The sequence below is a fragment of the Rhizobium leguminosarum genome, assembly GCF_001679785.1.
Lineage (GTDB): Bacteria > Pseudomonadota > Alphaproteobacteria > Rhizobiales > Rhizobiaceae > Rhizobium > Rhizobium leguminosarum_R.
Window position 1 is genome coordinate 298712 of sequence record NZ_CP016287.1, and the last position, 19633, is coordinate 318344.

Genomic DNA, 19633 nt, shown 5'->3' on the forward strand with positions numbered 1-19633 from the left:
CGACATGCATCAGTTGAGGAGAAAATCCAGAAGCGCCGCGTTGAACGCCTGCGAGGCTTCGATATTGACGATATGGCGGCCAGGCAACGACAGGTGCCGGCCCTGCTGCACACGGGCAGCAATGTATTCCAGATCGGTTGGCGGGCATACCGGATCGTCATCGCCGGAGATGGTCAGGAGCGGGTTAGCGATCTGGTTGATTTCCTCACGAAAGTCGGCGTCGGCCAGCGCCGCGCAACACCCGGTGTAACCCTCGACCGACGTCGCGGCAAAGCTTTCGAGCACTGTGCCGACGATGCCGGGTTCGGTGGTGCTGAATGCCGGGGTGAACCAGCGTTCGGCAGTGGCGGCAGTGAGAGCCGAAAGCCCGTTCATCCGCACCTCATCCCTGCGCGTCGCCCAGCCTTCGGCTGTGCCGATCTTCGCCGCCGCAGCACAGATGATGAGCTTGTTCAGGCGCTGCCCGGCATTGATGCCCAGCCACTGCCCCGTCAGGCCGCCGATCGACAGACCGCAGAAATGCGCCCGCTTTATCCCCAGGGCGTCGAGCAAGGCGAGCACATCGCCGCCGAGATCGGTCAGCGAATATGGCGGCGGCGGGGCCGACGACCGGCCGTGACCGCGGCGATCGTATCGCAGCACGCGAAAGTGCAGTGACAACATGGCCGCCTGCGCATCCCACATGCGTAGGTCGGTTCCGAGAGAGTTGCAGAATAAGAGCCAAGGTGCAGCCTGATCGTCCCCGTCGATGCGGTAATGAAGGCGATGGCTGGGAAGATTGAGATATTCCATGAATTCAGTCGCCCGCATTGGCGAAAGCCGCGCTCATCGCGGCTTTCTGTGTTGAACTTGTCGCACGGATGAAGACGGTGCGATGGTGAAAACCCAAAGGTGAGGCCAGCGGTCCGGTAACGCGGGGCAGCATCAGCCCCGCACGTTTCGCAACCGCTGCGCGTCGCCTTATGCCGCCGCCAGGCTTACGGCGCTCACGCGACGCGCGTTGCTGACCGCGAATACGAGCATCGCGGCTGCCGAGATGACGGCCGGAATGGCGAAGATCAGGAAGTTCTGCTGAAGCGGGAATTCCTTCGCCAACAGGAGGCCGCCAAGGGTCGGGCCGACGATCGCGCCGATGCGTCCGACGCCGGAGGCCCAGCCCAACCCCGTGGAGCGCACGGAGAGGTTATAGAGTTGCGCCACGCTGGCATAAAGCAGGATTTGCGTGCCGATCGTGGTGGCGCCGGCGATGAACACCATCACGAACAGCATTCCGGCGGGCAGATTGAAGCCGATCAGTGCGATCGAGACCGCAGCAGCGGCGAAAAAGCCGACCACGACCTTCGGGAGCCCGAACCGGTCGCCAAGCCAGCCACCGGCGATCGCCCCGGCCATGCCGCCGAAATTGAGGGAGAAGAGACTGAGCAGGCTCGCCCTTTCGGCATAACCGGCTTCCTGCAGCACCTTCGGCAGCCATGAGGACAGGAGGTAGACGAGCAGCAGGCAGCAGAAGAATGCCACCCACAGCATCGCCGTGCGCAGGGCGCGCTGATGCCGGAACAGTTCTGCAATCGAGGCGGCGGCCCCGGTTGTTTCGGTAAAGGTCAGCTTGTCGTTGGCGGACAGATGCACGGACGGCGCGATTTTCGCATAAATCCGCTTCGCCTGCTCCTGCCGGTCCTGACGGATCAGGAAACCGAGCGACTCAGGCAGTTTCCATAGGATGACCGGAAGCATGAGCAGCGGGACAGCGGCGATGTAGAACATCGGCTGCCAGCCGAATTGAGGAATCAGGCCGATGCCGAGTGCCGCAGCGACCATGCCGCCAACGGAGTAACCGGAGAACATCAGCGCGACCATGGTTCCGCGGAGGCGTTTGGGAGCATACTCGTTCATCAGCGCCACGGCGTTCGGCATCAAACCGCCGCAGCCAAGCCCCGCAATGAAACGAAAGATCTTGAACTCTGTCGGCGTGCTGGCAAAGCCGGTTGAAAGTGTGGCGACGGTGAACAGCACGAAGCTGATCGCGATGCCCTTCTTGCGGCCGATCTTGTCCGCCAGCGGACCGAAAATAAGCGCGCCAAACATCATCCCGAACAGCGCCCAGGCCTGCAGCGCTCCCGCCTCCGGCTTGCTGAGCCGCCATTCTGCCATCAGGGTCGGTAGCACGGTTCCGGCTATGAAGACATCATAACCATCAACGATCAGCAGCAGGGCGCAGAGCCCGACCACCATCCACTGAAAGCGTCCAACCGGATTGTTGTCTATCGCTTCATTCACATCAATAGCGCGCATGTTCGCTCCTCCACGAGTCGTTGCGTAGGTCAGTACATAGATTTCAGCCGAGGTCTCCGCCGGCGACCGGCAGCACGATGCCGGTGATGTAGGACGCCTCGTCAGAGGCGAGAAACAGGATCGGCGCAGCCTGCTCGTCAATCGTGCCGTAGCGCTTCATGAAGCTCGAATGCTTCACCTGCTGCACGACCTCGGCCATCCAGCCACGCTCCGCCGCGGTATCCCCGGCTGCATTGCGCGGGATGCGGCGCAGCGGCGCGTCCGTGCCGCCGGGCGCGGTGGCCACGACACGGATGTTGCGCTCGGCCAGTTCCATGGCGAGCGACTGGGTGATGGCATTGACGCCGCCTTTTGCCGCCGAATAGGGCACACGATGGATGCCACGCGTGGCATTCGAAGATACATTGACGATTGTTCCGCCGCCGCGCTCGAAAAGATACGGAAGAACAGAATGGCAGCAATAAAGCGTCGGCATCAGGGAACGACGGATTTCGGCGTCGATCTGTTCCGGTTCGAATTCCGAATAGGGGCGCATACGGATAGCGCCGCCGACATTGTTGATCAGGATGTCGATGCCCCCGAATTTTTCCTTGGCAAAGCGCATCGCCGCGGCGGCCCCTTCACAGGTTTCAAGATCCGCATTGAAGGCAGCCACCTCCGCGCCCGCCACTTCGGCCGCGATGTCGGCAACGAAGGCAGCGCGGTCGACGAAGAGCACCTTCCCGCCCTCGTCAGCGGCGCGTTGCGCCACGGCGCGGCCGATGCCTTGCGCGGCGCCCGTGACGACCAGCACCTTGCCTGCAAAACGGTTCGCAAAGCGCGCGGTGCTCATGCGGCCTCCTTGGCAACGGCATTCGGCGTAAACTTCTCGTAGTAGAAGCTGTTAGGCTTGACCCCGTTGTCGTCGAAATGCTTGCGCACGGCATCGACCATCGCCGGCGGGCCGCAGAGATAGACATCGACGTCGCCGCCGTTGAGCGCCTCGGCCGGCATATGCTGGGTTACCCAGCCCTTGCGCGGATGGTTCGACGCCTGCTCGGCGACCACTGTGCTGTAGGCGAAGTTGGGCAGCCGGCCGGCATATGCCTCGAGCTCATCCACGAGGACCAGGTCCAGATCGCGGGTCACGCCGTAGATCAGGTGAATCTGCTGCTGCGAATTTTCACGTGCCAGCACCTCCAGCATGGATAGGAACGGCGCAAGCCCCGTACCGCCAGCCAGGAACAAGAGTGACCGTTCGACCTTCCGCATATAGAAGCTGCCAAGCGGGCCGGTCAGGTCGAGTTTTTCTCCGACTTCGGCGCGCTCCAGCCAGCTGCTCATCACGCCGCCCGGGATCTTCTTGATTAGAAAGCCGATACGCTGTTTACCGGGCGCTGTGCTGAACGAATAGGAGCGATGCTGGCCGCTGCCCGGCACGGCGATGTTGACGTATTGGCCGGGCAGAAAGGCGGGCGCATCGGCATCCACCTCCAGTTCCAGAACGATCGCCGCATCGTTGTGCGGCGCCACCCTGGCAACCGTGGCGGCGAAGGTCTGCTGCCCGGTCTTGCAGGCGATCGAGGTGGTCGCTACGGCGATGACGCAATCGGAGGTCGGCCTCATCTGGCAGGTCAGGATGAGACCGCTCTCCGCCTCGTCGACGGTCAACGCATCGTCGATATAGTCGTTGCCGAGTTCATAGGAGCCGCTTTCGGCGCGGCACTTGCAGGTGCCACAAACGCCGTCGGAACAGTCCATCGGAAGGTTGATCTTGCTGCGGTAGGCAGCGTCGAGAATCTTCTCGCCGTCCTTGCAGTTGATAAAACGGGTAACGCCGTCCTCGAAGTTCAATGCGATGTTGTAACTGGCCATGGAACCCTCCTCGAGTTTCCTGCCGCCCGGCGACGCACGTCAGATGTGATAGACGTCGATGACCTGGCGGATGTAATCGTTCTTCAGCACGATCTTCTTGGCTGAAATCAACAGCTGGTCGCCACTCCTGCGCAGCGTGACGAACATTGTCCCGAAGAAGTGATCGGTCACTTTGTAGCGGTGGTTGAGCGTGTTGAAGTTGTAGCGGACGTCCACCTCCTCGCCGCGCGTTTCCAGGACCTCGACATTGGTGACGTTGTGGCTGGTGCGCGGCTCGGGTGTCGATGCGCCGGACCGCTCCGTCTTGATCCGGAAGACCCGGTCTTCCAGGCCGTCGCGGTTGGGATAGTAGATCAGCGAAATCTGCGAGTGCGGATCTTCGGTGATTTGATCGTCGTCATCCCAGGCCGGCATCCAGTAGCTCACGTCCTGCGCATAGCAGGTGAGCCATTCGTCCCAATCGCGGTCGTCCAGCAGGCGCGCCTCCCTGTAGAGAAAGGCGCAGATGGTCTCGTAGGAGACGCTCATGCCGCCACCTCCTTGCGCTCAAAGGAGAGCGCTTCGCGCATCACCCTTGCCCAGTATTCGTGCTGGCGGACGAACAGCCCCTCGTCCTCGCTGCGCTCGCCGGAAAGCAGCGGCTTCATGCCCATCTGCTTTGCATTGTCGTCCGGACCTTCGATCCAGAGCGGCGCACCGCGCGACATGTCGTTCCAGAGCGCGGCGATACCGGCATATCCAGCCTGGCAGGCCCGGAATTCCTCCAGGTCGTCGGCCGTGCCCATGCCCGAGACGTTGAAGAAGTCCTCGTACTGGCGGATGCGGAGCGCGCGGTTCTCGGCGCTTTCGCCCTTCGGCGCGAAGCAGAAGATACTGATTTCGGTCTTATCAACGCTGATCGGCCGGGTGACGCGGATCTGGGTGCTGAACTGGTCCATCAGGAAGACATTCGGATAGAGGCAGAGGTTGCGGGTCTGGTTGACGATGAAGTTCGCCCTGTCCTTGCCCACGCGCGCCGTGATCTCGTCGCGCTCGCTGTAAACCGGGCGTACCTCCGGGTTCATCGTCCGGGTCCAGAGTAGGATATGGCCGTTTTCGAAGCCATAGACGCCGGCGGTCGACTTGCTCCAGCTGTTGGCGTCCACCGCCTTGGTGCCCTCTTCGGCGCGACGACCCATAGTCGCCGCATAGTTCCAGTGCACGGAGCTGACGTGGTAGCCGTCGCAACCGTTCTCCATCTGGAGCTTCCAGTTGCCGTCATAGATGTAGGAGGAATTGCCGCGCAGCACTTCCAGCCCGCCCGGTGCCTGGTCGACGATCTGGTCGATGATCACCCTGGTTTCGCCGAGATAGTCCTCGAGCGAGGCGACATCGGCGTTCAGGCTGCCGAACAGGAAGCCGCGATAGCTCTCGAAACGAGCAACGCGCTTCAGGTCGTGCGAACCATTGTTGTTAAACTGTGGCGGATACTGCGTGGTCTTCTCGTCCTTCACCTTGAGCAACTTGCCGGTGTTGGAGAAGGTCCAGCCGTGGAACGGACATGTGAAGCTGCCCTTGTTGCCGTGCTTGCGACGGCACAGCATCGCACCGCGATGCGCGCACGCATTGATCACGGCATTGAGTTCGCCGGTCTTGTCGCGCGTGATAACCACCGGCTGACGGCCAATATAGGTGGTGTAATAATCGTTGGTGTCGGGGATCTGGCTCTCATGGGCCAGGTAGACCCAGTTGCTCTCGAAGATATGTTTCATCTCCAGTTCGAATAACTCGGCGTTGGTGAAGATGTCGCGCCGGCAACGAAACACGCCGGCCTCCTTGTCATCCTGCACCGCCGTCGCAAGCAACTGGTCGAGGTCGTGGGCCTTTTCGATAATCGCAGACATGGTTCTTCTCCCGCTCCCGGCGCACCTCTCCCGTGCTGCCTTTGCAACAATAAATCGATTTCACGGTGTTGGGGCGGCGGCATCTTTCAGCCGCCGCGTGCGGCCTTACGCTGCGGCGCGCTGGCGCTGCTCGTTGACCTGGTTGTCCACCCCGTTCACGAGCGCGGTGAGATGAATGTCGAATTCGATCTCGGCGAACGGACCGGCGAGATTGTTGGCCTTTATGCTGACCTCGTCGGTGCGTTCGACGATGGGCGGAACGAGACCCTCCCGGGTAGCGTAGGCAAAGTCGTCGTTGACCAGCGGGTCGCCGTCGATGTTGATCTGGGTGGTCAGCTTGCGGTGGCCATGGGCACTAATGAAGAAGTGGATATGCGCCGGACGCTGACCATGGCGGCCGAGCGCGGACAATAGTTGTTCGGTCGGACTGCCGGGAGGAACACCGTAACCGTGCGGCACGATGCTCTGGAACTTATAACAGCCCTTGGCATCGGCGACGATCGTGCGGCGCATATTGAACGGCGCCTGCTGTCCGGTCGGGTCGAAGTGCGAGTAGAACCCGCGGGTGTCGCAGTGCCAGACTTCGACGGTCGCACCCGGCAGCGGCTTGCCGTCGGCATCATATACGATTCCGTGCATGATGAGCGCATGGCCGTTGGTGTCCCTGCCATCGTCAAGACGGGCAAAGCCTTCAGAGACCGGGGCACCGGCCACATAGAGCGGGCCTTCGATGGTGCGTGGGGTCGGATTGTTGATGCCGAGCGCCGCGTCGATGGCATCGAGGCGCTCGTCGAGGAAATGGTCGAGGCCGAGACCGGGCGAGATCAGGCCGGCCTGCCCCGCCGCACCGAGTTCGTTGAGCCAGGCAATGCCGGTCCAGTATTCGTCAGGGGTGATGTTGAGGTCGTCGATTGCCTTGAACAGGTCGGACATCACCCGATGAACGATCTGCTTCATGCGCGGATTGCCGCCGGCGTTGTTCAAGCCGCTAAGAACCTTCAGGAAGTCCTGCACCTCGGGCTTGTCGAAAATCTTTACGTCCATTGCCATACTCCTCCTCCTTGGATGTTGCGAAGCCGATCGAGACGCTCGCCATCCGGCAGAGCGCCGCTGCCGGCGCCTTGCTCAGCTGTCGTCGTCGCTGATCGACGACGGATGCCGCACCAGCGGCGTGACAGTGATGGTCATGAACTTGAACAGGGGCAGACCCGACAGGATCTGGTGCAGCTCGTCATTGTCCCTCACGTCGAAGATGCTGTAGTTCGCGTATTCGCCGACGATCCTCCAGATGTGGCGCCATTTGCCGCTGCGCTGCAGTTCCTGCGAATAGGCCCGCTCCTTCGCGATGATGTCTGCCGTTTCCTCCGAGGCGAGATCTCGCGGGATGCTGACATCCATTCGAACTTGAAACAGCATGGTCTGGCTCCACTATTTGGCGATGCTGACGGTCTTGCGCAGTCCATCGCGCTGGAAGAACCTGACGCGATCCTCATCCAGCGTGATGCCCAAGCCCGGTCCATCGGGAACGGTCAGTTCGAAGTCGCTGTAATCCAGCGGCGTTACGAGGATCTCCTCAGTCAACAGGAGGGGGCCGAACAGTTCCGTGCCCCATTGCAGGTTGGCGAAGGTGGAAAAGGCATGCGCCGAAGCGACCGTGCCAAAGGCGCCTTCGAGCATGGTGCCGCCGTAAAGCTCGATCCCGGCCGCATCGGCGATCGCCGCCACGCGCAGCGCATTGAACAGGCCGCCGCTCTGCTCGACCTTGATCGCGAACACGTCGGCGCCGTGGACCCTGGCGATCTCGAAGGCCGATTCCGGGCCGTGCAGGGATTCGTCCGCCATCAGTGCCGCGGGGAAACGGCGCATCAAGTGCGCCAGCCCCGCAGCCGAGGCTACCGGCTGCTCGATCAGTTCGCAGCCGGCATCGGCCAGCGCCGCCATGCCATAGACGGCTTCGGTCTCGCTCCAGGCCATGTTGACATCGACGCGCACCGCACCGCGGTCGCCCAGCGCATGCTTGATCGCGGCGACATGGGCAACATCCTCGCGGATCGACCTGGCGCCGATCTTCAGCTTGAAGACCTTGTGCCTGCGGATGGAGAGCATGTGTTCGGCTTCAACGATATCCTTTGCGGTGTCGCCCGACGCGAGCGTCCATGCGACCGGAAGGCGATCGCGGCGGCGCCCGCCGAGCAATTCGCTGACCGGAAGCCCAAGCCGCTTGCCGTGTGCGTCGAGCAGCGCGGTTTCGACTGCGCTCTTGGCGAAACGGTTCTCCTTGACCATCTTGCCGAGCCTCGCCATCAGCGCCTGCACACGGGTGGCATCCTGGCCGACCATCACTGGCGTAAAATAGGTATCGATGGCCAGCTTCATGCTCTCCGGGCTTTCTCCGCCGTAGGCCAGTCCGCCGATTGTGGTTCCCTCGCCGATGCCGACGATGCCGTCGCTGCAATGTATTTTGACCAGCATCAGTGTCTGGCCATTCATCGTCGTCATCGACAGCTTGTGCGGCCGGATGGTCGGCAGATCGATGAGCAGCGTCTCCAGACGCTCTACCAGGGGTAACGCTGCGGCGGTCGAGACAATGGATATTGAGGTCGTGTTCATGGTTGGACTTTGCGCCGGCCACGGACGCTCGTCCAACATCATTTGCGTCTGCTACGATACCTATATGGTATCAAATTGGAAAAAATGCTAAGTTATCTATACTTGCCGCACTGCAACATATCGTGGGTGGTAGTAAAATTAATCATGAAGGAATGGGCCGGGGATGGATCTTCGCCAGTTGCGCTATTTCGTGGCCGTCGCTCGGGAGAGAAACTTCACGCGCGCCGCCGAGACGCTGCACATCGCTCAACCGCCGCTGAGCCGGCAGATCCAGTTGCTGGAGGGTGAATTGGGCGTCCCGCTCATCATCCGCAAAACCCGACCCGTCCGGCTGACGGAGGCGGGGCGGCTATTCTACGAACAGTCCCTGCAGGTGCTCGGTCGGGTCGAGCAGATGCTCGCGGCAACGCGTCGGGTCGGTCTGAACCAAAACAGCGTGCTTTCCATCGGCTTTGTGGCGTCGACCTTGTACGGCGGACTGCCTTCACTGGTGCGAAAGCTGCGGCAGCACGCGCCGGAGCTGGACATTCAGTTGCTGGAGATGGTCTCCGTCCAGCAGATCCCAGCGCTCAAAGAAGGCCGCATCGACATTGGTTTCGGTCGCCTGCGGCACAGCGACCCGAACGTGATCGGAACGGTTCTGCGCGAAGAACGGTTGGTCGTGGCAATTCCGAAAGGCATGTCGCTCGCCCAAGATGCTTCGCCCCTCCGGGTCGCGGCCTTGGCCGGCCAAAAGGTCATCGTCTACCCGAAAGAGCCGCGACCCGGCTATGCCGACCATGTGTTGAATCTCTTGCATAGCCACGACGCGCGGCCGGCCGAAGTGCAGGAAGTGCGTGAAATCCAGACCGCATTGGGATTGGTCGCCGCCGAAGCCGGCCTGTGCATCATTCCCGCTTCCGCGCGCCAGATACGCTCGGACGTGCACTATCGGTTGCTCGACGGAAAGGACGCCACCTCACCGGTGATCCTCAATCACCGGGTTGGCGACAACTCGAACTATATCGACCTCGTCAAGCAGCTGATTGAAGAAATGTATGCGGAAGATCCGCCGTGGCTGGACTTGGAACACAATCTTCTTCACCGTTCACTTCTAAGCCGCTAGACTGGCCAGATGCGCCTCAGCTCCTGCGGCCCTCGATGCGGGCAAGCACGCCGTCGAGTGCGGCGGTCAATGCGGCAAGGCCGCCCTTCTTCTCGAAGTCCGAAAGAACCTGCTCGTTCAGTCCGCCCTTGGTCGCGAATTCGCGGCTCAGCGCGCTGAACGGTTCGTTGCTGGGGCTGTTCGCTTTCTGCGCGAGGCTTGCAAAGAGCGGGGCAATGTAGGCCTGTCCCTTCGCCTTTTCGAGGCCGCTTCTTTCCAGCCAGACGGCAACCTGCTCCATGATGCCGAAATAGGTCGACATCATTGCGCTCGCTGCCGCGAGAAGATCATATTCCTTCCTCGACTGGCATTGGACAGCCGTTCCGAGCGCATCGAAAAGCGCTGCGACGGTGGTATCGGTCGGATAGATGGCGGTGACGCCTTGCCGGCCTGCGACGAAGGGCAGGGGGATCGCCTGCACCAGATGCACGTCGGCGCCGATCCATTCGGAGAGAGCCTGGCGCTCCGTCGCCGCAACGAGACTGACGACCATTTGGCCATCCCTGAACGATAGCGCGCGCACGACCTCCTCGGCGACCTGCGGCCGTATCGCCAGGAACACCATGTCGCTGCGCTCGACGACGTCCTGATTGTCCTTGGCAATTCTGACGGCGGCGAATTCGTCGGCCAGCGTCGCGGCGATGTGAGCGCTTCGTGGAGACACGTGAATCTCGGAGGCATAGGCCGGCTCACTGAGAAGCCCGCGAACCATCGCTTCGGTGATCGCGCCGGTTCCGACGAATCCGATACTGTCGATTTTCATTTGACTACTCCGCAGCCCGCAACGGGGCCCAACGCGACATCCCTGCGCCGAACCACATCGCCTACAAGACGACAAAGACGGCCGTTGCCGCCCTCACCCAGAACTTCGCCCGCGACTATGCACCTGACAAGGTCGGGGTCAATGCCGTCTGCCCCCGGCGAAATCCATACGCCGATGCTTGACGCCGTTATTATGCGCGCCGGCGGACGCTTGATCCTGCTTTTGTTTCGGATTTCATCCGGTTACAAGCGAGGAGGCTGCGAACATTCGACCGAACGGAAGGCATCGATCTTGAATCTCCTGCGTCGCGCGCTCTTGGCGTCCATCGGGGCGATGATCGGCTGGAAACCGTCGTGGTCCAAGCAAATCAGCCCGGATTCCGGCGAGGAAACGGTGACCCAAAACGAGGTGGAGAAATCGTCGGTGACGCCCCGGCATGTCCTTTGTTTCCTCGGCAAGGGACGTGACCTCAGCCCCTTGTCCGACGCCGCATCGCAGGCGATCCGTGAGTTCGCAACGGGCTTCAGCATCGACGAGGACTATTCCCAGGCCGAGCCGGATGATCGGATGAGCCAGTCATTCGCCGTGTGCTGGGATCGGGTCGAGGCCGATGCGTGGAGCCCGGCAGACGAAGATGCCGTCACCGATCATCAGTCGGTCCTCTATATCCTCGGGCCGAGCATGCAGCAGGCGGAGACGGTGAAGGTTTCGATGGTAGCGCTAAGCCTCATCGAACGGTTGATCGATGCGGGAGCGGTTGCGGTAAAGGGCGAAAGCGCCGGTATTGCCCATGGCCTCGACCGATGGAGAGAGCTGATCCGGCAAGGCGCCGAGGTGGTAAAGGACGCCGACCCACTGGCTGAGCAGCGGATCGGCCGACTGGCCTTTGCGAAACGGCCGCTATCGGTTTCGGGATATCTGGAGAGCGTCGGTTTCCATCTCGTCGGATTGCCGGAGGTCTATGTGCCGGAAACGGCCGGCAGCGAAAGGCAGATCGTCGCCATCATGGATGCGGTTGCCGACGAGATCGCGCAGCGGGGCCTCGAGCCGACGCTGAAGGCTCGCCGCGCAAGCCTCTCCTTCGATTCGACCTACGAACCGGATGAGTTCAAGTTCAATCCATACGGCATCGTCAGGATGCCCAAGTGAGCCCGGGCTGTCGTCCCGCAGGGGCTTCGATCTCCGGCTTATTTGTAAGTGATCGTGTCGCCGACTCTCGGGCGATTGAAGTAATGGCGATCGAAGCTGTAGCCATTCTGCCCGGTGAAGTTTGAAAAGAACGCCGAGACCGGCGTCGTCAATGTGTATTGCACCCTGGTCAGCACGACCTGCACGCCGTCATCCTGGATCTCCGAAGGGACCTCGATTGTGCTCGCCGAGCCGGAGGTAAGGGCGGAGGTGTTGAGCGCTGCAGACCAGTTGACGGTCGCGCTGCCGCTCTTGGCGATATCGTCCACCGCAAGGGTGATCGTGAGCCCCGTCGTGTCATAGGGCTGCAGGATGAAGCTGGCGCCGGAGAGAAGCTTGGTGACGTCGGACTTCGTCCAGGCGCCCTGCTGCGAAATCATGTCGCCGGTGGAAGAGGCGATCTCATCTATCTTCCGGCTGACTGTGAGTGCATGGCCGAGATCGACGGTGCCGAACAGGAGCATCACCAGGATCGGCAACACCAGCGCGAATTCCACGCCCGAAGCTGCCGACCGGTCGCGCATGAGATGGCGGGCGCGGGAGCGGACAAAGCGGAAGAAGGACTGGCTCCGTTTCATCATGTCAGAAAGGCTCATTGCGGAACAAAACGGAAGATCCGAGCAGGTAGCGGCCGTCGGAAAGCTTGGCGCTCGACAGGCTGAAGAAGTTAACGACGGCTGTCCATGGCAGGAACGTCTGAACCAGGATGTAGTCGCTGCCCTTGCCGATATCATAAGTCTCGGTGACCGTAAGATTACCGCTCTCGTCGATGGGGTCGGTGCTGGCGGCCGAGGAGAGGTCGGAAAGCACGATCACCTTGACCAGCAGACCGCCGGAGCAGCTGAACGAGAGAAGCATGTCGTTGCAGATCTTCGCCTTGAAATCGGCCAGCGTGATGTTGGAGGACGCAACCTCGCCGGTGCGGATCATCCGGGAGATCTTGTGCACGGACGCGTCCAGCGCCGAGTTGACGAAGAACATCAGCGACACTTCGATAATGCCGAATATCATGATGAAAAGCGGTAGAGCCAGGATCGCAAATTCGATCGCAGCGACCCCTTTGCGATCGCCAAGCAGACGGCGCAGCGATGCGAAGCGTTTTTTTCGTCTCATTGGGTCAGCCGGACGGATGCGAGATATTGGGTGAAAAGCGCCGACAGGCCTGCGGTAATCTCGGTCGACGACGACGCGGACAGGAACAGGCTCTTGGAAGATGCGCAGTCGGAAAGCGCATAGGGGATGTAGTCGCGTCTCGTGATGCTGGTCGACACGCCGCTTTGCATGGTGCCGCCGTAGGTGCTCTTCCAGCTGGCGCTTGCCATGGTCGAGCCGACGGTTGCGTTGTAACCCCAGTCCGAGGTGATCGGCAGGTATTCGGTGTAAAGAACCGCCATGGTGGCGGACTGGTTTTTGACGTAGGCGCACCAGTCCGGATTGAGAGGCGCCACCTTGTTCCAGTATGCTCCGTACGTGGCCTTTCCGTTTTTCCATGTCACCTTGTCGGTCACCCATTCGCGCTGCGACTGGACGCCGTCCGTCAGCAGGAGAACCAGCTTGAGCGGCGAGCCCGAGGATGTTCCGTCCCCTCCGGTGCCGACTTTCTGTTTGAGCGTCGCAAGCGACACGTCAAAATAGGTGGCTGCCTTCGAGGTCGCGCTGGTGAGGCCGTAACTTGCGTCCGCAAGGCGATTGCGCGCCGTGTCCGTGCTGAGCGTCGGGGTCAGAACTTCCGTGAGGGTATCGCCGAGGCTATATAATCCGACCTTGATGCGTTGATGATTGCTGTCGGACGTGTCGATCATGTCAAGCACGTCTCTGACGGCGTCACCGGCAACATCGGCGCGCAGCTTTATGTTCTTGGCCGTGCTGTATTCGTAATTGTTGGCGTATTTCGTCTTGCCGATAGTGTGCGCGTCGCCCGTGTGGCAGGCGAACTGGCATCCGATGCCGGAATACATGGCCGACTGGCCGGCCGTTGTTGCCGCCAGAAGCATCGACGGGGATGTGTCGATGACGATATAGACGTTAAGATAGGAGGTGGCCGGCCCCTTGACTGCGCTTGCCACGCTGACGTCAACGGTGTCGATGTTGGCGATCTTCATCAGCGTCGTCGGAACCGTGCCGCTGGCCGTCGCCGTGATCTTATGGTTCGATGTATCGATGTCGATGTCGCCAAGCGTATAGCTGTTTTCCACCTGCGCGTGGAACCAGTCTGCAACCTTTTCCTTGAGGGCGTCGGTGTCGTCGGTATCGATCTCTTTGACTGCGGCGATCAGGGCCGTGTCCAGGTCGCTCTGCATCCTCTGGCGGACATTGTAAGTACGGATGTAATCAAAGCTCGCGCCGACAGCGACGATCATCGGCACCAGGGTGAGGGCAACGACGATCGCGACATTGCCGCCCCTGTCCCTTCCGAGACCGCGAAGGGTTTTGAAGACCCCAGCAAGTGAATATGAAAGACCCGAGCGCAAAAGAGATCACCGTCACATAAGTCATACTAATGTGCGAGATGTATCCAAGGTGCTTGAGTCTTTGTTAATTCCTGCATTTTTCGAGGGAAGCTGGGCTGCCGACGCACTGATTCCTGCGCAAATCGTACATGTCTGCGAATTATGGATATTTGCCGAACGATATATCATCGTCTTTCACGCTGATGGGATCCGCATAAGTGGATTGTCTGCGCCCATCGGTGTTCAGCGGACGGGCTGGCCAAACGCGGCGATCAGCGCATCGGGGCAATTGGTGGAATTGATCGTTCCGATCGCCAAGGATCGGTCGTTCTCTTGTCCAAGCCCGGCGTAGAACCGTTTGAATTGCAGCCCTGGGCACTATATCCGTATTCTCGTCAAAATCAGTTTTGGATAAATCATGCTGCCTGAAAACGACCACCAAGACTGCGGTGGACGACCGTTACCGTGCTCTTGTCGACGGAATAACCGACTACGCGATCTGGAATGCCGGCACGCGCGTCCGAAAGGATGGCACGCGCTTCTGGGCTCACGTGGTCATCGATGCCATCAGGGACCGGAACGGAGATCGCCTCGGCTTTTATCTCGATAACCCGACGTGCGTGCGAGCGTTATGAGGATGCAGGCTCCTTGCCTCGCTTACCTATCGCAGCGACTAGCTCTACGGGCCGTCAACGGCTCTATGTGTCCTCAGATCCTGTACATAAGACCGTAGACAAGGATGGTGACGTAAAGCAGGAAAGCGATGGCGGCAACTGTCACGATCAAGGTAACGACTATCTGCCCCCTCTCAGGCTGTTTTGCTGCTGTTTCAGCTGTGGGTCGGTTTGCCTGAATGGGATGGTTTTCGTGGTTTTCCATCAGGGGTTTGTCTCCGTGGAAATCTGTGCAGGCGCATCACTTTTGCCGCCTGCGTTCCATGAGAGAGTTGCGCCAAGCACGATCAACAGCCCGACCAATATGATGGCTCCGACGTAGATGGCTAAAGCTCGGCGGTCCGATTCCAGGTTCATCTGCCTCTCCCTTGGTCCTCGAACCATACCACCCGTACAATGTTCCCGATAACCGGTTCGTAGTGCTTTTTCTTTCCATGCAGATTCTAGGCCCGCATGAACCGCCATCCCATTTAGCCGCCATCGCGTCATTTTTGAGAGGTCCGATGAGCCGCTCATACTTCTCCTCCGCCATTCCACAGGTGTCGGAGGCGAATCCTCCAGACTCGCGCGAGCACTCACGATCACCAGATCGCAGATGGAGCGGATGAAATGGTTCCCATCCAGTAGCTGCAGAGCCGTGGTGACGCTTGGCCCCAGCATCGCCGGCATCAAGGCGATGGGCTCGTGCGTCACGGCGAGCTCCTCATCATCCTGGTGTCAATGGCCTCTAACTATATGCTCGATATGGGTACACGACGAAGTTCGGGCCAACTCCTTCATCAAGCGTACGTTCCCGCGCGACGATCAATGACGGTAGGCCGTTCCCGATCCGAACAATGCGGCAATCATCGCGTCGATATGTGAAGCACGACTGCTGAGGATAAACCCGCCGGCAGGCGCGCGGGTGTGACGCTCATGGGCAAAGACGAAGGGTATTCCTCGCGCTTCCAGACAGTTGCTCATCGACAGCATGGCCTCGTCAGAAACCGTAACGTCGACAATCGCAGCATCACACACCAAGCGTCCGCTCAAGCTCTGCAGCGCACTCGAAACGGCGAGCGGACCGATGACGACTGCCTGGCGCGCGACCAATGCTTGTCTGACGTCGTCCGGGAGAAAGCTGGCGTCACCGATGATGGCAATTGTTTTGCCCGCGGCCGGACTGAGCGATTTCATGGGGGACGCCTGCAAATCCTTTTCAATGGCACTTCAGATCGGACGGTCCGGGCGCCGCGCCGCGCCTACCATAGTCGAGGCTGCCTCGCGAGCTTTTATCGACTGTCGAACCTGGATCGCGTCACCTTGGTTCCCTTAGCCATGGCCAAGATTGCCTGGCGGCTGGATCGGTACGCTTGCGAACACGCGGTTGAAATCGAAAATCGAAATTATTGAATCAGCCGGTAAAGTAATGGAGGGTCGCCCGTCCCTTGCACGAGATGTGGCGTTATCACCGCGCCAATCGTTCGGTCCTTATCTTCCAATCCTTGTACGGCAGCAGCCAATGGCCGGGAGACCGCTTTTCGGTCGCACGCTCCGTAAGAGCAATTTTTTGCGAAGACCTCATCTGCAGGACTGTTTGGCTATACACATCTTCTTGGCGGCTCCAGCGGGGGCAGGCCGAGTACCTGCGTGGCTGAAGGCGAGCCACCGCGCCCCGAGATCATTCGCAAGATCGGTACCATCAAAAGTCGGGTTTCGAGAGCCGCCGTTATTTGGCTGGCCTCCTCGATGAAAACGATCCTCTGCAGGCAGTTTCCACGAGTTAGTAGGGCGGCCAATTAGTCCGGACATGGAGAACAAGACCAAGGATCACATTACCGCTCGTGACGAAGACCGCTTTCTCTTTTGGGTAGCGCTGCTGTCTCGACCCGCGATGTTGAACAATCATTGCTTGCAGGTGCTGGTAAGCGTTTTTGCTCGCATCAGAAACTAGCTGGATAACTTCGGTCATTCCCTCGCGCTTTGAATTGCGTCAGGATGGGCCATGGCCGATAGGGGCTATGTGACATGCCGAAATTCAAGCGGCTAGCGAGCCGCGCGTCATAATAGGGGTCGCAAGATGGAAGGTCAGCCGGGATGCGACAACGGATTGATTAAATTGCTTCCAGAAGAAGAGCGCCGGTCTTTCACCGAGCGCCTGGAAAGGGTTTACTTACCTCAAGGTCATCAGATCGCGCAGGCGGGAAAGCCGCTGGAGTCAGTCTATTTTCTGTCGTCGGGCATCGGTTCTGTTTTGGCTGTCTCGGATAGCGGCCTGAAAGCCGAGGCCGGCATGTTTGGGCGAGAAGGATTTGCGCCCACCGCGTCATCGGTGGGGGCAAATACCAACCCTTACGATATCGTGATCCAGGTTGAAGGATTTGCACATCGCCTTCCTGTCGTACTTTTTCAAGAAATCGTTGCCGAAAACAGAGCCTTCGCAGACTTGCTGTCCCGCTACCTCTATGTCTTTGCAGCGCAGGTGGCCTATACCGCCCTTGCAAATGCAGCATTCAAAATTGATCAACGTTTGGCGAGATGGCTCTTGATGTGCCACGATCGTCTTGTAACGGACAGTATGCCGATCACCCACCAGTTTATCTCCTTCATGCTGGCAGTCAGACGGCCAAGCGTGACCACCGCCTTGCATATGTTGGAGGGAGAGGGGTTAATTCGGTCGGACCGGGGACGCGTTGTCCTCAGAGACAGACCGGGACTGGAGGAATATTCCGCCGGGTCTTATGGGCAGCCGGAACACGAGTACCAGGTGCTGCTGCAAGCGCGCCACGCGCAGCCCTAAAGAACGATGCATCCCATGCTGCCAATACGGCCCATCACGACGCAAGCGTGGCAGCTTCAACGTCTGACACAGAAGTCTGGATTGTCATCCCCGATCAACGGTGCCAATCAACGGCAGGATCACGTCGTCCCATGACGCCTTCTATGCAAGTACCTGCAGAAAAGTAGAGAGCATGATCCATCGCCTACAACTGTTCAGCCAGCATCGATCGACCGCCACGACGGGTCGGCACCGGCTGGATGACCTCGGCCACATCGAAAGGGCTCCACATCATCGCCGTTGCGCTGCCGCCGGGCGGGCGCCGAGTGTGGCTACATCCGGCGTCAGTTATGACGCAGATCCGATGTTTCCCTGGCCGATAATATCGACGGTCTTTAAACCGACCGACGAATATTAAGCGATAGTCGCATCATCAGGCGCGCGCCGCTTATGCGGCGCGCGCGGTCTTTCAGGCGGCAGCCGCATTGACCGCGGTTTCGGCGATCTCCGATAGGAGCTCGTCGGTCGACTCTTCTTCGTCGAGTGTCTGGCCGAGAAGCTCGGCAACCTCGTCGTGGCCGAGCGTCTTTGCCCAGGAACGCATAGTGCCATAGCGGCTGATTTCGTAATGTTCAACAGCTTGGGCGCCGGCTAGAAGGCCGGGATCAAGTGCGGCGGTTCCCTTAAACTCTTCCATCACCTCCTTACCTTCCTCGATTATTCCGAGGATGGCGCTACAAGTTTTCTGCTTTGCCGGCTTGCCAATCAGTTCGAAGATCTGCTCCAAACGTTTGACCTGGCCCTCGGTTTGCTCCCTATGTTTCTGGAAAGCCTGCTTGAGGTCAGGAGACCGGGCCGCCTCTGCCATTTTCGGCAAGGCGGTCAGGATCTGGTTTTCCGCAAAGTAGATGTCCTTGAGGGTTTCGTAGAGAAGATCGCTCAGATTTTTCGGTTCGATAGACATGATCTTTCCTTTTCTGGTGTGATCAAAGCCGATTGGTGGAAGTGTGTTCTTCGACAAATAAAGCGGGCTTCGTGCCGGCCGTGCCGCCGACCCAGGCTGCGATTGCGCCGAGCACGAGCGCGAGGAAACCCAGAAGCGCACCCCGTGACACGACTTTCGTCGCCGTCTGGGCCGCGGCCAACGCTTGCTGTTTCGCCTGTTCGACCGAAGCTTTGTAGCTGGCCTCGTATTCATCCACCTTCGCCCGTGCCTGATCGACTGGGATGTTCTGGGCCTTGGCCAGGGCGTCGGCGGCACGTGTTTTGGCGTCGTCTATCTTCGACTGATCGCCGGTGGCAACCGCTGTCATGGCCGAGACCGCTGCAGTCTGCAGAGCCGCGGGATCGCTGCCTCCGCTGGCATTTCTGATCTGCTGTTCGATGGTGCCCATCGGGTCGGTTGCTGTGGCCAACGCCGGAGCGGCCGCGGTCGCAGCCGTTGCGACCGTCTGGCCGACTCCGCCGACGATACTCGACAGGCCGCTGAACGCACCGCCGACGAGCGATCCTACCGACGTTGTCAGAAGAAAGAGAACGACAAGCGTGGTCACGGCCCAGGATGTGACCCCGTGATAACCGCCCGTGGATTTGCTCGGTCTGCCGGAAAGCCTCGCGGCAACATAGGCACCGATGAAGGATGCGATGATGCCGGCGACGACAAACCAGAGACCGCCGACAATCGAGAACGTGCTGGCCGCTGGATTGTCCGAGGTCGCCGGATCGAGGACAGCCGCACCAATGCCAACGCCAAGCAGATTTAGGAGGAGCTGTGTGGCAAGGGCGAGAACGACACCGGCAAACACGGCTCCCCATGCAATCTTGTTTAATGATGTCGTTAGGGAAGGATCGACAGTATGTGCGACGTCGCCGGGTATTCGGTTGGTGGCGAGTTTTGACATGGATTGAACTCCTTTGAGTTCTCGAGTGCGTGGTGACGTCGTACTCACGGGTCGAGGAATTGTTCCCGCAGAGCGAATTATCTTATGAGCGCAGGCCTTCGATCACGACCGCTGTA

Annotated in this window: 21 protein-coding genes and 1 pseudogene; 4 read left to right on the forward strand and 18 right to left on the reverse strand. The window is 60.0% G+C overall.

Annotated elements, in window-relative coordinates; genetic code table 11:
* Positions 1 to 9: 9 nt before the first annotated feature.
* The 9 genes from pcaD to BA011_RS25865 form a co-directional block, all read right to left on the reverse strand.
* The gene (gene pcaD, locus BA011_RS25825; RefSeq protein ID WP_065283520.1) at positions 10 to 792 is read right to left on the reverse strand and encodes a 3-oxoadipate enol-lactonase; all 783 of its coding nucleotides are present in this window, start codon (positions 790 to 792) and stop codon (positions 10 to 12) included.
* Between the two features lie 168 nt (positions 793 to 960).
* The gene (locus tag BA011_RS25830; RefSeq protein WP_062940946.1) at positions 961 to 2292 is read right to left on the reverse strand and encodes an MFS transporter; all 1332 of its coding nucleotides are present in this window, start codon (positions 2290 to 2292) and stop codon (positions 961 to 963) included.
* A gap of 43 nt (positions 2293 to 2335) precedes the next feature.
* The gene (gene benD / locus BA011_RS25835; RefSeq protein ID WP_062940945.1) at positions 2336 to 3124 is read right to left on the reverse strand and encodes a benzoate diol dehydrogenase BenD; all 789 of its coding nucleotides are present in this window, start codon (positions 3122 to 3124) and stop codon (positions 2336 to 2338) included.
* Positions 3121 to 4146, reverse strand: a complete 1026-nt coding sequence (gene benC, locus BA011_RS25840) for a benzoate 1,2-dioxygenase electron transfer component BenC (RefSeq protein ID WP_062940944.1) — start codon at positions 4144 to 4146, stop codon at positions 3121 to 3123. The genes benD and benC overlap by 4 nt, the downstream gene beginning before the upstream one ends.
* Before the next feature lie 39 nt (positions 4147 to 4185).
* Positions 4186 to 4674 (reverse strand): benzoate 1,2-dioxygenase small subunit, encoded by a 489-nt coding sequence (benB, locus tag BA011_RS25845; protein WP_062940943.1) that lies wholly within the window; start codon positions 4672 to 4674, stop codon positions 4186 to 4188.
* Positions 4671 to 6029: a Rieske 2Fe-2S domain-containing protein gene (locus BA011_RS25850; RefSeq protein ID WP_062940942.1), complete on the reverse strand. Its 1359-nt coding sequence runs from the start codon at positions 6027 to 6029 to the stop codon at positions 4671 to 4673. Before BA011_RS25850 ends, benB begins: the two co-directional genes overlap by 4 nt.
* 105 nt (positions 6030 to 6134) lie before the next feature.
* Positions 6135 to 7073 carry a catechol 1,2-dioxygenase gene (catA, locus tag BA011_RS25855; protein WP_065283521.1) on the reverse strand — a complete coding sequence of 313 codons (939 nt, stop codon included), beginning with the start codon at positions 7071 to 7073 and terminating at the stop codon, positions 6135 to 6137.
* Positions 7074 to 7154: 81 nt separating this feature from the next.
* A complete protein-coding gene (gene catC, locus BA011_RS25860; protein ID WP_065282876.1) occupies positions 7155 to 7445 on the reverse strand; it encodes a muconolactone Delta-isomerase in 291 nt (96 codons plus the stop codon).
* A 12-nt stretch (positions 7446 to 7457) separates the two neighbouring features.
* Positions 7458 to 8639, reverse strand: coding sequence for a muconate/chloromuconate family cycloisomerase (locus BA011_RS25865; RefSeq protein WP_065282877.1), 1182 nt, complete (start codon positions 8637 to 8639; stop codon positions 7458 to 7460).
* 163 nt (positions 8640 to 8802) lie between these two features.
* Between BA011_RS25865 and BA011_RS25870 the strand changes: the two genes are divergently transcribed.
* Positions 8803 to 9744: a LysR family transcriptional regulator gene (locus BA011_RS25870; protein ID WP_065282878.1), complete on the forward strand. Its 942-nt coding sequence runs from the start codon at positions 8803 to 8805 to the stop codon at positions 9742 to 9744.
* A 16-nt stretch (positions 9745 to 9760) separates the two neighbouring features.
* Here the strand turns inward: BA011_RS25870 and BA011_RS25875 are convergent, their stop codons facing one another.
* Positions 9761 to 10546 carry a pyrroline-5-carboxylate reductase gene (locus BA011_RS25875; protein ID WP_065282879.1) on the reverse strand — a complete coding sequence of 262 codons (786 nt, stop codon included), beginning with the start codon at positions 10544 to 10546 and terminating at the stop codon, positions 9761 to 9763.
* A 41-nt stretch (positions 10547 to 10587) separates the two neighbouring features.
* On the opposite strand from BA011_RS25875, the pseudogene BA011_RS42160 reads away from it, so the two are divergent.
* Positions 10588 to 10750: pseudogene (locus BA011_RS42160) on the forward strand (SDR family oxidoreductase); the annotation flags it as partial.
* An 87-nt stretch (positions 10751 to 10837) separates the two neighbouring features.
* Positions 10838 to 11695, forward strand: coding sequence for a hypothetical protein (locus BA011_RS25880; protein ID WP_065283522.1), 858 nt, complete (start codon positions 10838 to 10840; stop codon positions 11693 to 11695).
* Positions 11696 to 11733: 38 nt separating this feature from the next.
* On the opposite strand, the gene BA011_RS25885 is transcribed toward BA011_RS25880, so the two are convergent.
* The 6 genes from BA011_RS25885 to BA011_RS25905 all read right to left on the reverse strand — a co-directional run bounded on the left by BA011_RS25885 (position 11734) and on the right by BA011_RS25905 (position 16034).
* Complete coding sequence (locus BA011_RS25885) at positions 11734 to 12315, reverse strand: TadE/TadG family type IV pilus assembly protein (protein WP_065282880.1); 582 nt, start codon at positions 12313 to 12315, stop codon at positions 11734 to 11736.
* Position 12316: 1 nt separating this feature from the next.
* The gene (locus BA011_RS25890; RefSeq protein ID WP_065282881.1) at positions 12317 to 12847 is read right to left on the reverse strand and encodes a TadE/TadG family type IV pilus assembly protein; all 531 of its coding nucleotides are present in this window, start codon (positions 12845 to 12847) and stop codon (positions 12317 to 12319) included.
* Positions 12844 to 14205 carry a TadE/TadG family type IV pilus assembly protein gene (locus BA011_RS25895; protein ID WP_065282882.1) on the reverse strand — a complete coding sequence of 454 codons (1362 nt, stop codon included), beginning with the start codon at positions 14203 to 14205 and terminating at the stop codon, positions 12844 to 12846. Before BA011_RS25895 ends, BA011_RS25890 begins: the two co-directional genes overlap by 4 nt.
* Positions 14206 to 14892: 687 nt before the next feature.
* Entirely contained in the window at positions 14893 to 15063 is a 171-nt protein-coding gene (locus tag BA011_RS44435) for a hypothetical protein (protein ID WP_186806591.1), read from the reverse strand.
* Positions 15063 to 15215, reverse strand: coding sequence for a hypothetical protein (locus tag BA011_RS44440; RefSeq protein WP_186806592.1), 153 nt, complete (start codon positions 15213 to 15215; stop codon positions 15063 to 15065). The genes BA011_RS44435 and BA011_RS44440 overlap by 1 nt, the downstream gene beginning before the upstream one ends.
* A gap of 447 nt (positions 15216 to 15662) precedes the next feature.
* A complete protein-coding gene (locus tag BA011_RS25905; protein ID WP_065282884.1) occupies positions 15663 to 16034 on the reverse strand; it encodes a hypothetical protein in 372 nt (123 codons plus the stop codon).
* A gap of 883 nt (positions 16035 to 16917) precedes the next feature.
* Between BA011_RS25905 and BA011_RS25910 the strand changes: the two genes are divergently transcribed.
* A complete protein-coding gene (locus BA011_RS25910; RefSeq protein WP_065282885.1) occupies positions 16918 to 17637 on the forward strand; it encodes a Crp/Fnr family transcriptional regulator in 720 nt (239 codons plus the stop codon).
* Positions 17638 to 18085: 448 nt separating this feature from the next.
* Here BA011_RS25910 and BA011_RS25915 read toward each other — a convergent pair whose 3' ends face one another.
* Together BA011_RS25915 and BA011_RS25920 are read right to left on the reverse strand one after the other, a co-directional pair.
* The gene (locus BA011_RS25915) at positions 18086 to 18580 is read right to left on the reverse strand and encodes a ferritin-like domain-containing protein (protein WP_065282886.1); all 495 of its coding nucleotides are present in this window, start codon (positions 18578 to 18580) and stop codon (positions 18086 to 18088) included.
* 22 nt (positions 18581 to 18602) lie between these two features.
* The gene (locus BA011_RS25920; RefSeq protein ID WP_065282887.1) at positions 18603 to 19517 is read right to left on the reverse strand and encodes a PhnA-like protein; all 915 of its coding nucleotides are present in this window, start codon (positions 19515 to 19517) and stop codon (positions 18603 to 18605) included.
* Positions 19518 to 19633 lie beyond the last annotated feature (116 nt).

Bases quoted from the DNA above. Each gene is read 5' to 3' on its own strand.
- BA011_RS25915 (WP_065282886.1), bottom strand. From the start codon at position 18,580: ATGTCTATCGAACCGAAAAATCTGAGCGATCTTCTCTACGAAACCCTC.
- BA011_RS25905 (WP_065282884.1), bottom strand. From the start codon at position 16,034: ATGAAATCGCTCAGTCCGGCCGCGGGCAAAACAATTGCCATCATCGGT.
- benB (WP_062940943.1), bottom strand. From the start codon at position 4,674: ATGAGCGTCTCCTACGAGACCATCTGCGCCTTTCTCTACAGGGAGGCG.
- pcaD (WP_065283520.1), bottom strand. From the start codon at position 792: ATGGAATATCTCAATCTTCCCAGCCATCGCCTTCATTACCGCATCGAC.
- BA011_RS25875 (WP_065282879.1), bottom strand. From the start codon at position 10,546: ATGAAAATCGACAGTATCGGATTCGTCGGAACCGGCGCGATCACCGAA.
- BA011_RS25830 (WP_062940946.1), bottom strand. From the start codon at position 2,292: ATGCGCGCTATTGATGTGAATGAAGCGATAGACAACAATCCGGTTGGA.
- catA (WP_065283521.1), bottom strand. From the start codon at position 7,073: ATGGACGTAAAGATTTTCGACAAGCCCGAGGTGCAGGACTTCCTGAAG.
- BA011_RS25885 (WP_065282880.1), bottom strand. From the start codon at position 12,315: ATGATGAAACGGAGCCAGTCCTTCTTCCGCTTTGTCCGCTCCCGCGCC.
- catC (WP_065282876.1), bottom strand. From the start codon at position 7,445: ATGCTGTTTCAAGTTCGAATGGATGTCAGCATCCCGCGAGATCTCGCC.
- BA011_RS25910 (WP_065282885.1), top strand. From the start codon at position 16,918: ATGGAAGGTCAGCCGGGATGCGACAACGGATTGATTAAATTGCTTCCA.
- benD (WP_062940945.1), bottom strand. From the start codon at position 3,124: ATGAGCACCGCGCGCTTTGCGAACCGTTTTGCAGGCAAGGTGCTGGTC.
- BA011_RS25865 (WP_065282877.1), bottom strand. From the start codon at position 8,639: ATGAACACGACCTCAATATCCATTGTCTCGACCGCCGCAGCGTTACCC.
- BA011_RS44435 (WP_186806591.1), bottom strand. From the start codon at position 15,063: ATGGAAAACCACGAAAACCATCCCATTCAGGCAAACCGACCCACAGCT.
- BA011_RS25850 (WP_062940942.1), bottom strand. From the start codon at position 6,029: ATGTCTGCGATTATCGAAAAGGCCCACGACCTCGACCAGTTGCTTGCG.
- benC (WP_062940944.1), bottom strand. From the start codon at position 4,146: ATGGCCAGTTACAACATCGCATTGAACTTCGAGGACGGCGTTACCCGT.
- BA011_RS25920 (WP_065282887.1), bottom strand. From the start codon at position 19,517: ATGTCAAAACTCGCCACCAACCGAATACCCGGCGACGTCGCACATACT.
- BA011_RS25870 (WP_065282878.1), top strand. From the start codon at position 8,803: ATGGATCTTCGCCAGTTGCGCTATTTCGTGGCCGTCGCTCGGGAGAGA.
- BA011_RS25890 (WP_065282881.1), bottom strand. From the start codon at position 12,847: ATGAGACGAAAAAAACGCTTCGCATCGCTGCGCCGTCTGCTTGGCGAT.
- BA011_RS44440 (WP_186806592.1), bottom strand. From the start codon at position 15,215: ATGAACCTGGAATCGGACCGCCGAGCTTTAGCCATCTACGTCGGAGCC.